General features: G+C 57.4%; 7 protein-coding genes. 3 read left to right on the forward strand and 4 right to left on the reverse strand.

Annotated features, from left to right (window positions below; all coding sequences use genetic code 11):
- Nucleotides 1-38: 38 nt before the first annotated feature.
- Nucleotides 39-836, reverse strand: coding sequence for a DUF3750 domain-containing protein (locus QMZ18_RS11880; RefSeq protein ID WP_282606508.1), 798 nt, complete (start codon nt 834-836; stop codon nt 39-41).
- 149 nt (nt 837-985) lie between these two features.
- Here QMZ18_RS11880 and QMZ18_RS11885 point away from each other — a divergent pair, with 149 nt between their 5' ends.
- From QMZ18_RS11885 to QMZ18_RS11895, 3 genes are all read left to right on the forward strand, one after another.
- Nucleotides 986-4,621 (forward strand): hydantoinase B/oxoprolinase family protein, encoded by a 3,636-nt coding sequence (locus QMZ18_RS11885; protein ID WP_282606509.1) that lies wholly within the window; start codon nt 986-988, stop codon nt 4,619-4,621.
- A 36-nt stretch (nt 4,622-4,657) separates the two neighbouring features.
- Nucleotides 4,658-5,194: a winged helix DNA-binding protein gene (locus QMZ18_RS11890; protein ID WP_282606510.1), complete on the forward strand. Its 537-nt coding sequence runs from the start codon at nt 4,658-4,660 to the stop codon at nt 5,192-5,194.
- A 391-nt stretch (nt 5,195-5,585) separates the two neighbouring features.
- Nucleotides 5,586-9,068, forward strand: coding sequence for an AsmA family protein (locus tag QMZ18_RS11895; protein ID WP_282606511.1), 3,483 nt, complete (start codon nt 5,586-5,588; stop codon nt 9,066-9,068).
- A gap of 11 nt (nt 9,069-9,079) precedes the next feature.
- Here the strand turns inward: QMZ18_RS11895 and QMZ18_RS11900 are convergent, their stop codons facing one another.
- The 3 genes from QMZ18_RS11900 to QMZ18_RS11910 all read right to left on the reverse strand — a co-directional run bounded on the left by QMZ18_RS11900 (nt 9,080) and on the right by QMZ18_RS11910 (nt 11,609).
- Nucleotides 9,080-9,307: a ribbon-helix-helix domain-containing protein gene (locus QMZ18_RS11900; protein WP_282606512.1), complete on the reverse strand. Its 228-nt coding sequence runs from the start codon at nt 9,305-9,307 to the stop codon at nt 9,080-9,082.
- Between the two features lie 3 nt (nt 9,308-9,310).
- Nucleotides 9,311-10,723 (reverse strand): class II fumarate hydratase, encoded by a 1,413-nt coding sequence (fumC, locus tag QMZ18_RS11905; protein ID WP_282606513.1) that lies wholly within the window; start codon nt 10,721-10,723, stop codon nt 9,311-9,313.
- Nucleotides 10,724-10,904: 181 nt separating this feature from the next.
- Nucleotides 10,905-11,609, reverse strand: a complete 705-nt coding sequence (locus QMZ18_RS11910; RefSeq protein ID WP_282606514.1) for a DUF599 domain-containing protein — start codon at nt 11,607-11,609, stop codon at nt 10,905-10,907.
- Between the last annotated feature and the right edge of the window lie 8 nt (nt 11,610-11,617).

Genomic DNA, 11,617 nt, shown 5'->3' on the forward strand with positions numbered 1-11,617 from the left:
CGAACAGGCAGTCTCAACTGCGCGCAAAACGGGCGGGCCTATTGTGGGAGACGCCGTTGCGGCGGGTCAACGACGCCGATTCGTCCAATTCCCGGCAATTTGATCGCCAGATCCAACGGATCGACACCAAAGGCCAGCCCCAAAACACTGACCTCAAGACCTTCTTCAATACCCGCCATCACGCTAAGGAGTCCCAATGCAGAGACCTGCACGCCGGTCCCGCTCGGAGATTTGGCAGCCAATGTGGTGACGCCCAGGTAGTCCTTGCCGACTGCAGTAGGTGGCAGATCCAGGCGAAGTTCTGGAACGGCTCTCGCAATTGTCGCCGTGAAGGTATTGGAATTAGGGCCTGGCCAGGTCTTGTAGGCATCCTTGTACGGATAGTTCCGGATCTCTGATTCGATTTTATCGATTACTGCCTCGACCTCCGGTCCCCGCAAGTCGACATAGATTTCCGGCAAAGATCCAAACCAGCGCCGGTCCGGCTGACCGTCGCGTCGTACCAGCGGCGAGCGCCCGCCCCAAAAACGCCAGCCGATGACTTCGTAAGTCGAGAAATGACTTGCGTTCTGCCGCTTGACCGAGATCCAGGTATGGACTGCAAAGGCGCCACGCCAACCGAAGGCGCGCGCGCCGTAGATCTGGACGACCGGCTCACGTACGACTGCCGGGTCGGGGGCAATTCCTGCGCTCTCCCGGCTTGCTTCCGCCCAATTTCTTGAAACGTTGGCCTGGCCGCTGACTGCCGCCATCAGTGGGCCTGCCAATAGCAGAACAACTGTGAGACCCAGACGCCGGACGATACGGGCAACACTTGAAAAGACACTCCGTTTCATAGGCAAACGCTGTCATGCATGTGTGATCTGATAAAGGCAATTTTAAGTGATGACTATGGCATTTGGGTTAATTTTCCATTATGTTGACATTTTATCGATAAATTGTTTATAAAATCAAAATTACCATAATTAAGGCGAAAGCAGCAGCTATGTCGGACGTATCAACCTCGGATCAGGTCGAACAAACTGGAGAATGGCAGTTCTGGATCGATCGTGGCGGCACCTTTACGGACCTGGTTGCGCGCCGACCGAATGGATCTCTGGTGACCCACAAGCTGCTCTCTGAAAACCCAGAACAGTACAAGGATGCTGCTATCCAGGGTATCCGCGACCTTTTGGATGTGGCGCCGGAAGACGCCATTCCAACCGCAGCAGTCGAGGCGGTGAAGATGGGAACCACGGTGGCTACCAATGCCTTGCTCGAGCGCAAAGGAGAGCGGACGCTCCTTGTGGTTACAAATGGTTTCCGGGATGCCTTGCTGATTGCCTATCAAAACCGCCCGCAGCTCTTCTCCCGCAAGCTTGAGCGGCCAGAACGGCTTTATGAGCAGGTGGTCGAGATCGAGGAACGGATAAGTGCTGAAGGCGAGGTCCTGCAGCCTTTGAACCTGGAAAAAGCGCGTGGCGATCTTCAGGCCGCGTTTGATGCCGGCTTTCGCTCCGCCGCGATTGTGCTCATGCACGGCTATCGCTATCACGATCACGAACGCCAGCTCGCCCGGTTGGCCTCGGAGATCGGCTTTCCACAGATCTCGGTCAGCCATCAGGTCTCACCTCTTATGAAATTGGTGTCGCGAGGCGATACCACGGTGGTCGATGCCTATCTTTCGCCAATCCTGCGGCGCTATGTCGATCAAGTCGCAGCCCAGCTTGGCAATGCACGCCTGATGTTCATGCAGTCGAATGGCGGCCTTACGGACGCCAAACTGTTTCAGGGTAAGGATTCGATCCTTTCAGGGCCTGCCGGCGGCATCGTCGGCGCAGTTCAGACGGCGGCGATGGGCGGACTGGATAAGATCATCACCTTCGATATGGGTGGAACCTCGACCGACGTGGCGCACTATAACGGCGAGTACGAGCGGGCCTTCGAAACACAGGTAGCCGGGATCCGGATGCGTGCACCGATGATGCAGATCCACACGGTTGCTGCAGGGGGCGGCTCGATCCTCCATTTTGATGGCGCCCGCTATCGGGTCGGCCCTGATTCAGCCGGTGCCAATCCTGGACCGACCTGTTATCGCCGGGGCGGCCCTCTGTCCGTGACCGACAGCAATGTCATGCTGGGCAGGGTGGTTCCTGAATTCTTCCCGAAAGTTTTCGGCCCGGACGCAGACCAGCCCCTGGACGGCGATGCCGTGCGGGAAAAGTTTACCGGCCTGGCAAACGAGATCCACGAGGCGACCGGCGATCGGCGCAGTCCGGAGGACGTGGCCGAAGGTTTCCGGCGCATCGCTATCGAGAACATGGCCAACGCCATCAAGGAGATTTCGACTCAACGCGGATATGACGTCACTGAATACACGCTCTGCAGCTTCGGCGGGGCCGGCGGTCAACATGCCTGCGAGATCGCTGACACTCTTGGCATGACCAAGATCTTTTTGCATCCCTTCGCCGGTGTGCTCTCAGCCTACGGCATGGGGCTTGCCGATCTCCGCGCTTTGCGGGAGCAAGCTGTGGAGGGAAGCCTGAACGACAAGGTCGTCAGTGAGATTGCTTCGGTTCTCGATGAGCTTGCGGGTGAGGCTGTCGAGGAACTGAGCGCTCAAGGCATTGGCGCCGATCGTATTCACGTCTTGCGCAAGGTCCATCTGCGCTACGCAGGGACCGACTCCTCATTAATCGTCGATTTTGGAGACCGCGCCCAAATTATCGAAGGTTTCGAGCAGGCGCATCGCCAGCGTTATGGTTTCGTTACCGACAAGGATCATATCGTCGAGGCAATCTCGGTCGAGGCCGTGGGAACCACGGACAGTATTGAGGACAAGCATCTTGCGGTCTCGACGCGGAGCGAGCCGCCAAGGGCAACCGCGCAGGTCCGGATCTATGCTGGCGGTGCCTGGCACGATGCACCGGTTTTCGAACGCGAAGCGCTTCAGGCCGGGGATCTTGTTGATGGGCCGGCCATTGTGATCGAACCCACCTCGACCACCGTGGTTGAGCCTGGCTGGCAGGCCGTATTGAGTCCGCGAGATCATTTGGTCTTAGATCGGGTCGTACCGCTCGAACGAGCTGTTGCGGTCGGAACCGATGTCGATCCGGTCATGCTCGAGATCTTCAACAATCTTTTCATGTCGATTGCCGAACAGATGGGCTCGACCCTGGAAAACACCTCTTACTCAGTGAATATCAAGGAACGTTTGGACTTTTCCTGCGCAATCTTCGACCCAGAGGGCAATCTCGTTGCCAATGCGCCTCATATGCCGGTGCATCTGGGCTCAATGAGCGAATCCATCCGCACCATTATCCGCGAGCGCGACGGGACAATGTCGCCAGGCGACGTTTACGTTCTGAACGCACCTTATAACGGCGGCACCCACCTGCCGGATATCACCGTCATTACTCCGGTGTTTGATCCCTCCGGTGAGAACATACTCTTCTTCGTCGCCAGTCGCGGCCACCACGCCGATATCGGCGGTATTTCGCCGGGTTCCATGCCGCCAAACAGCCGTACGGTCGAAGAGGAAGGCGTTTTGATCGATAACTTCATGATGGTCGAGCAGGGCCGTTTCCGGGAAACCGAAACCAGGGATCTGCTGGCCTCCGGAACTTATCCTGCGCGCAATCCGAAACAGAACATCGCCGATCTCAAGGCTCAGATTGCCGCCAATGAAAAGGGTGTTCAGGAGCTGCGCCGGATGGTCGCGCACTTCAGTCTGGAGGTGGTGCACGCCTATATGGGCCATGTTCAGGACAATGCGGAAGAGCAGGTGCGCCGCGTGTTGGACGTTCTGGCGGATGGCAGCTTCACGTACGACATGGATAACGGTGCACAGGTTTCGGTCGCCATCAAGATTGATAAGGCGGCCCGCCGTGCCGTGATCGATTTTGACGGCACTTCGCCTCAGTTGGAAAGCAACTTCAACGCGCCTTCATCAGTCTGCCGGGCTGCGGTGCTCTATGTCTTCCGGACTTTGGTCGACGATGAGATCCCCATGAACGAGGGCTGTTTGAAGCCGTTGGACATTCGCATTCCCGATGGCTCCATGTTGAAGCCAGAATATCCCGCCGCTGTCGTGGCGGGCAATGTGGAGACCAGTCAGGTGATCACCGATACACTTTATGGCGCCCTCGGCGTTTTGGCGTCGGCACAGGGCACCATGAACAACTTCACCTTCGGCAACGAAGAACATCAATATTACGAAACCATCTGCGGCGGATCTGGCGCCGGCGCCGATTTCGACGGAACCGATGCCATCCATACCCATATGACAAACTCCCGGCTGACCGATCCGGAAATCTTGGAATGGCGCTTTCCAGTGCTCTTGGAGCGTTTCGAAGTTCGCCCTGGTTCTGGTGGCGCGGGCAGGCATCACGGCGGCGACGGAGCTCGGCGGGAAATCGTGTTCCGAGAAGCTATGACAGCGGCCATGCTGTCCAATCACCGCAAGGTTGCCCCTTTTGGCCTGTCGGGTGGGGGGAGCGGGGCGCTCGGAAAGAACTGGGTCGAGCGGACGGACGGCACGGTGGTGCCCCTGTCCGGGACCGACTCGGTCGAAATGACGCCGGGCGATCGCTTTGTAATCGAAACGCCAGGTGGCGGCGGTTACGGCGCAGCCGATGCATAAGCGGTTCTGCCCAGCGGCTCACAGTTGGAGGATGAGATGACCGGCGATACAGATTCACGGCGCAGCTTTGTCGCCTCCGCGCATCTGGTGTCGGAGAAGGCAACTGAACTCAGTGAATTCGAGTTTGGACTGATCATCGCGTCAAACGCCTTCAACCGATGGATCGTTCGTTGTATGAGCGCCGCCGGTTACGGCGATCTGAACAGCCTGGATATTGAAGTACTGCACTCCGTCAATCACCGGGCTCGGGACAAGAAGCTTGCTGATCTCTGCTTTATTCTGAACGTGGAGGATACCCATACGGTGTCCTACGCCCTGAAAAAGCTGATCCGTCTCGGTCTGGTGGGCAGCACGCGCAGTGGCAAGGAAATCTCCTACGGCATGACCGAGGACGGCCGTGATGCCTGCGAGCGATACCGGCAGATCCGCGAGGACTGCCTGGTCAAGTCCATCGGGGCGTTCGGCAAGGGCACCGATGCCGAGTTCAATCAGCAGGTTGGGCAGGTCGCCGATGTTCTACGCGCCCTTTCGGGCCTCTACGATCAGGCCGCTCGCTCGGCCGCGTCGCTTTAGGGCGCTATCAAGCTCCAGAGAAATTTTGGTTTGGGCGCACAGTCGTCCGTCACGGGAACAATGAGCAGCTGTGTGGTGCGCCCTGAAAGCACGTCGAATGCGGCTGGGCTTGCTGAATCCTGAACGTCAGCATACGTGGACCGATACGACGTGAGTCTTCTCCCAGTATCCCCGGGGTTTGACCTTTGGGTCAGGATCGCGTTTCGTTAAACCAGGCCAAAGGTCTGTTAACCATAGCGTTCTATTCTGGCTCCTCTAGAGCACGACTTCAGTGGGTGGCGATTGCAGCACTGCCCCGGGTTCACTATATCTTGCGTCGAGTACTATGTGATGATCGGTGCCAAGGCTGTTGGCACCTGGGAAACCTCCGTCCCGCGTAAAAGGACCGGCTTTGAAGAAAACCTTAATTGGCATCGTCGCCTTGTTTGGGCTAGTGATCGCCGCCGTTTTGATCGGTCCGGGCTTTGTAGATTGGAATAGCTACAAGAGTCAGATCACGGATCAGGTCATGGCGGCAACCGGTCGTGCCATAACGATCGACGGCGACGTCAGCCTGCAGATTGTGCCCGCGCCGGAGTTGACCGCCTCACGGGGCCGTGTCGCGAATGCCGATCAGGGTTCCGAAGCAGACATGGCGACTTTCGAGCAACTCCAGGTTCGTGTTGCCTTCTGGCCGCTTCTTAAGGGGCAGTTGCAGGTCGAGAGCGTTTCTCTAATCGAACCCAAGGTGCTTCTTGAGGTCTATGCGGACGGCCGCAACAACTGGACCTTCGGTGCCTTGAGCCAAGGTGCGGCCGGAAAAGATGCAGCGACTGCCGATCCCCGGCCGTCACAGAGAGAGACCGGAACACAACCCGGCGCGGCGTCGGGATCAGACGATAAGCTCCGCATCGACAGATTATCGCTGCGCGGGGCGACGATTCTTTATCGTGACACCGCCAAGGGCGTTGAGGAACGTTTTGATAACCTGGATGCCGACGTTGTTGCCGAATCCCTCGCCGGTCCCTTCTCGGTTCAGGGGCAGGCCCGGTTTCGCGGCCATGACATAGAATTTGACACCGCCACCGGTCGTTGGGTTGACGAAGGCGCAACGCAGCTCAGCGCAACGCTGTTGCTGCCGCGTCTAGAGGCGAAGGCACAGTTTTCGGGCACGGTCTCTCGCCATGTCGAAGGCGTTTCTCTGCGTGGGAAGACAAAAATTTCAGGGTCAAATCTGGCGGCGAGCTTGACCGGGTTCTCCCTGACTTCATCAGCGCCTGCGCCGCTCGCCAAAGCTTTTCGATTGGAAGCCGAGTTGTCGGCGGATATGGAGCGTGTGCTTGCCAGCGACATTGTGATGGCGCTCGCGGATGCAGAGATTGTCGGTGAAGTGGAGATCCAGCATCAGTCTCCGCGCAGTGCACGCGTTACCTTGAATGCATCCCGGTTGGACATGGATGCATTGCTCGCTTCTTCGGAGCCAGAGACAGGGAGCGGGAACGAAGAGACAGCGGTCGGCGAAGGGGAATCTCGGGTCGTAGATCCACAGAATTCAGAAGCCCGGAGCACAGGCGGGCAGGACCGCAGTTTCAGCATTCCGGACGATTTTGAGGCATCCATCCAGGTGGTTGTGGACGCGGCAATATATCGTCAGCAGGTCTTGCGGCAGATGCTCTTCAGTGCTGATGTGACCGATGGCCGGTTGGTGATTGCCGAGGCAGCAGCACTCTTGCCAGGCGGGTCGGACATTGCTGTATCGGGCATCCTTTCGACGCCGCAGGGAACGCCGAGCTTTGATGGGCGGATCGATGGAGCTGCAGATAATCTACGCGGGGTGCTGCAATGGCTCGGCGTTGATGCCGGTGCATTTCCTGCAGATCGCTTGCGAAAAACGACTTTCAGCAGCCGCCTGACCGCTACGCCAGAATTGGTGACATTCAGCGACATGGATCTGGTGATGGATGTCACCCGTGTGAATGGTGGAGTCAGCGTCGCTGTGCGGGAGCGACCCGGCCTGGGTATCGGTCTTGCAATCGATCGTCTGGATCTGGACGCTTACCTGCCGCGCAGTGAGGCCGTGGCTCCGGCTTCAGAACAGACCCAGGGAACGCCAAAGGTGTCGGGCGAGCAGTCTCAGGGCAACGCCACCAACATATCCGCAGCCGGTACACAGGATCTGCTCGACCTGTCTTTCCTGGATCGCTTTGACGCCAATCTCGATCTCAGGGTCGGAAGCCTTACCTATCAAGGTGCGTCAATTCGCGATCTGCACCTGGACGGCACGCTGCAGGCGGCGTCTATGGTTCTGCGAAGCCTGAACGTCACGGATCTGTCCGGTGCCAACGTCCAGGCGACAGGCAGGATTGACGATCTGGCCAGGGAACCTTCCATCGATGGCCGTGTCGCGTTGAAGGTCAATGATCCGTCGCGTCTTGAAGCTCTTATCGGAAAGACGGCACATGATTTAGGGCGTCTCGGCGCTTTTGCGCTGGATTCGACGCTGATCGGCACTCTGGAAAATCTCGCTGTCGACGGGAATCTTTCGGTCCAGGGTGCTCAGATTGCAGCTACAGGTCAAATCAAGTCTCTGAGTCTAGATCCGACCTTTGACCTATCGGTTGACGCGAAACACCCGGACTTCAATGGTTTGCTGCGCGTCTTGGCACCAGATTCCGGCTTTGGCGGTGGTCAAGGTGCGTTCTCGCTCGTAAGTCAGGTGACCGGATCACCTACAGCCGTGAACCTTCGCAACCTCAATCTGCGTGCCGGTACCTTAAAAGCTCAAGGTTTGGTTGCGGCGGATTTCTCGGGCAACGTGCCGCAGCTGAATGTCGATCTGACTACGGATGAAATCCGGACGAAGGATCTGAAATCCGATGCAGCGGACCGGCGGTCCGACAAGGCGCAGCGTCGAACGTCACGGTCCAAAGGGAGGGACTCAGGGTCTGACGTAGGTGCGACCTCGAGAAATACTGGGACACCCGACCTCTCTGGCGTTCATCGTCGTTGGTCACGCGATACCATCGATCTTTCGGGGTTTGCCGAAGTGGATGGGGAAATCCTGGTGCGCTCCAAGGCGATCGTTATTGATGATCTTCGCCTCGATAAGACGCTCTTGGAAGCGACCCTGAATGGTGGTCTGCTCTCAGTTCGCCGCTTCGAAGCGGGCGTCTATGGCGGATCTTTGCAGGCGAGCGGCACTATCGATGGGCGCGATGCGGCAGTCGTGGATTTCGCCGTCAATGCGACTGGCTTAAACGCCGGACGGCTTGTGCGCGACCTCGCTGATTCCGACCGTATTACCGGTGCGCTGGACCTATCGGCTTCACTCCAGACTCGCGGGTCGAGTGAGGCGGAGTTGGTGCGTTCATTAGGCGGAAACGGACAGCTCGGCGGGACGTTGACCGCACGCGTTAAGGCAGAAGAACAGCTCGGCAACGTGGTTTTGGGTATTCTGGGCACCAAGGTTAAGGAAATCAGAGGTGTCAGTGATGCGACGACGGCCCTGTTCAGTGCCTTTGCGGGTGCGCCTGCAAAGTTAAGCGGAACCTTCAACGTCAAACAGGGCGTCGTCGAGACTACCGACACGCGGATCGACGGTCGTGATGCATCAATTTTCACGGCGGGAACGGCCAACTTGCCTGCTTGGCTCCTGGCGTCGCGTAGCGATCTCTTTCGCAGCCAGGATACTAACCAGCGAGACCCCTATGTTATTGCTGAGGTCAACGGGCCCTTGGATGAACCGAACGTGAAGGTCGGTGGCGAAGCCTTTAAGCGAAAGAAAAAGTCCGGCACATCGGGGTCATCATCTTCATCGGGATCCAGCTCATCTTCGTCGCAGAAGGTTAAACCGGAAGACGTGCTCCGTGGGTTGCTGAAGGACTTGGCGAGATAGGTCCGACTCGATTACTCGCTTTCAGGCTGTCGCAATAGAGCCTGTTTGAGAATATAAGTTCTGACGGCGCTGGAAAGATTCCCGCTCCTGGTCTCGTCGATCTCTTCAATCAAGGCGTTGATCGAGATACTGCGTTCGCTGGCCAGCGTTTTCAGAACCTGCCAAAAGGCATCTTCCAAGCTTAGGCTGGTGCGATGGCCGGCGATGATGACAGAACGTTTTTTCAGTTCCGGTCCCATAGTTCAGTTCTTCGGCCCCGGACCGATCATCTCTTCCGGTTTTACGAAACGCTCAAAATCTTCAGGGCTCAAAAGATCCAACGCCGCGGCTGCTTCTTTCAGGCTCGAATTGTCGTGATAGGCTTTCTTGGCCACTTTGGCGGCGTTGTCGTAGCCGATATGCGGGTTCAGGGCTGTGACGAGCATGAGGGATTGGTGCATCAGCTCTGAAATCCGTTCTTCGTTTGCCTCCAAGCCATCGATGCAATTGCTCCTGAAGCTGTCGCAGGCGTCGCCGATAAGTTTTGCCGATTGCAGCAGATTATAGATCAGCACGGGTTTGAAGACGTTGAGCTCGAAGTGGCCGTTCGAGCCGGCAATTGTGATGGTGACGTGATTGCCCATAACCTGTGTACAGACCATGGTCATGGCCTCAGCCTGGGTAGGGTTGACCTTACCTGGCATGATCGATGAGCCCGGCTCGTTGGCTGGTAACAGCAGTTCGCCCAGACCGCAGCGCGGACCCGAACCGAGCATTCGGATGTCGTGCGCAATCTTCATCAGGGACGCGGCCAGAACATTCAGTGCACCGGAGGTCTCGACAATCGCATCGTGAGCGGCTAGGGCTTCGAATTTATTTTCGGCGCTGGTGAAGGGCAGACCGGTGATATCAGCGACTTGAGCGGCAAAGACCTCTGCGAAGCCCTCGACTGAGTTCAGGCCGGTGCCCACAGCAGTCCCACCTTGTGCCAGCTGTCCAAGGCGCGGAAGCGTTCCTTTGATGCGTGCGATCCCATATTCGATCTGTTTGGCGTAACCGGAGAATTCCTGCCCCAACGTAAGGGGAGTGGCGTCCATCAGATGGGTTCTGCCGATCTTGATGATACCGTCGAAAGCTTCTGTCTTGGCGACCAAAGCCGCGTGCAGACGCTCCAGAGCCGGCAGGGTTTCACCGGCGATCTGTTGCAGTCCGGCGATGGACATAGCAGTGGGAAAGCTGTCGTTGGACGACTGCCCCATGTTGCAGTGATCGTTTGGGTGGACCGGTGATTTGCCGCCGCGTGTGCCTGACAGGATCTCATTGGCCCGACCGGCGATCACCTCATTGGCGTTCATGTTGCTCTGTGTGCCTGAACCGGTTTGCCACACCACCAGCGGAAATTGCTCAAGCAACTCACCTGCGGCCACTTCCTCTGCGGCCTTGCAGATGGCTGCGCCGAGTTCGTTGTCCAGCAAGCCGAACTCGAGATTGGTTTTGGCTGCGGCGAGTTTCTGCGTGCCGAGAGCTTTGATCAGCGCGGATGGCATTTTTTCTCCACCGATCTTGAAGTTCTGCAAAGACCGCTGCGTTTGCGCCCCCCAATAGCGATCGGCCGGGACAGCGATGTCCCCCATCGAATCGCTTTCGATCCGTGTTTCAGTTTCATACGTCGTCATGATCAAATCCGCTTCATCGTCATCCGCCGGTTCTGGATCTGCCGGACTGAACCGGGAAGTCTAGTTGCCGTTGCCGCCCAGTCCAGAGTGAAGTTGGATGATCCGTTCTAGGTCATATGGTTGGAGTAGTTTCATTGGCATGACTGGTCGCCTGGAGCGGACCGTCTGACGCGGATTTAGCCTAGTCCAATTCGCCCTGAAACACGCGGAGCGACCGAGAGTGAAAATCGCGGCGGTAAAGTACCAGCACAACCCAGGTGCAAGCCACGATAAAGACAGTTGAATGTACGAGCCAGCCGAGCGCCGCCAGCCCAAAGAAATAGGCGCGCATACCGCGCTGAAAGTGCTGACTTGCCAGATCGATGATCCGTCCCGCTTTCTCAGCGGTTTCCTGACGTTCCGGATCATCGCCGGCGGAAGGATCATTTTTCGGGGTCATTGGCGTGGCACCGATCAGGATCGAGCAGTAGTTGAACAGCCGGACCGACCAGGCAAACTTGAAGAATCCATAGATGAAGATCGTTACCAGGATGAGGATCTTGGCTTCCCAGATCCAACGTGTCGTACCGACATCGACTGGGAGTTCGTCGAGCAGGGCTGTAACCTGGTCGGTGGCGCCGAGTACCGCGATTAATCCACCGACCACGAAGATTGAGGTTGAAGCGAAGAAAACAGCGGCGTTGAGCAGATTTCCCATTAGCGTGGAATCGAGTATTCGATTTTCACGCTTGAGCATTTCGAACATCCAGCGACGCCGATAGGTGCTCAGCGCGTGATACATGCCTTTGGTTTTCTGCGGACCGTACTCAACGTAAAACGCGTAGCCGAACCAGCAGAACAGAAACCACGCAAACGAAATGTAATCGAGTGTAGAAACGTCATTCACCCAAGCGA

It is taken from the genome of Pelagibius sp. Alg239-R121, assembly GCF_947331435.1.
In the GTDB taxonomy this organism is placed as follows: domain Bacteria; phylum Pseudomonadota; class Alphaproteobacteria; order Kiloniellales; family Kiloniellaceae; genus Denitrobaculum.

Bases quoted from the DNA above. Each gene is read 5' to 3' on its own strand.
- QMZ18_RS11880 (WP_282606508.1), bottom strand. From the start codon at position 836: ATGAAACGGAGTGTCTTTTCAAGTGTTGCCCGTATCGTCCGGCGTCTG.
- QMZ18_RS11885 (WP_282606509.1), top strand. From the start codon at position 986: ATGTCGGACGTATCAACCTCGGATCAGGTCGAACAAACTGGAGAATGG.
- fumC (WP_282606513.1), bottom strand. From the start codon at position 10,723: ATGACGACGTATGAAACTGAAACACGGATCGAAAGCGATTCGATGGGG.
- QMZ18_RS11890 (WP_282606510.1), top strand. From the start codon at position 4,658: ATGACCGGCGATACAGATTCACGGCGCAGCTTTGTCGCCTCCGCGCAT.
- QMZ18_RS11900 (WP_282606512.1), bottom strand. From the start codon at position 9,307: ATGGGACCGGAACTGAAAAAACGTTCTGTCATCATCGCCGGCCATCGC.